Annotated in this window: 1 pseudogene; it reads left to right on the top strand. The window is 43.5% G+C overall.

Annotated features, from left to right (window positions below):
* Positions 1-42 precede the first annotated feature (42 nt).
* Positions 43-450: pseudogene (locus ACXAC4_RS27295) on the top strand (alanine:cation symporter family protein); the annotation flags it as partial.
* Between the last annotated feature and the right edge of the window lie 56 nt (positions 451-506).

Below are 506 nucleotides of genomic sequence, written 5' to 3'. Positions count from 1 at the left end.
AAGGTTAACGACGGTTAGATTCACCTCTTACACAGCACCTGTTTGAATATGAAGTGGTTAGCTGTATTATTTGCTGTTGCCACTGTAATTAGTTCTTTTGGTACAGGTAGCCTGCCGCAAATTAATAATATTGCTCAGGGTATGGAGTCTACCTTTGGTTTTGAGCCTTGGCATACCGGTGGTGTGCTATCTATCTTACTTGCACTTGTGATTTTAGGTGGCATCAAGCGTATTGCCGCAATCACTTCTCGTGTCGTACCATTAATGGCAGCGGTTTATATCATTGGTGCATTGGCTGTAATCTTCTACAACATTGAAAACATTGCACCTTCATTTGCAGCTGTGTTCACAGACGCATTTTCAGGCTCTGCCGCAGCGGGTGGTTTCTTAGGGGCATCATTTGCTTACGCCTTCAACCGTGGTGTAAACCGTGGTTTATTCTCGAACGAGGTGCTGTGTAAGAGGTGAATCTAACCGTCGTTAACCTTAGCAATACGTTATATTTA

Source organism: Pseudoalteromonas sp. AWM4_233 (assembly GCF_056158285.1).
Note: the sequence above shows the minus strand (reverse complement) of the source record. Positions and strands in the feature narration are given on the sequence as shown.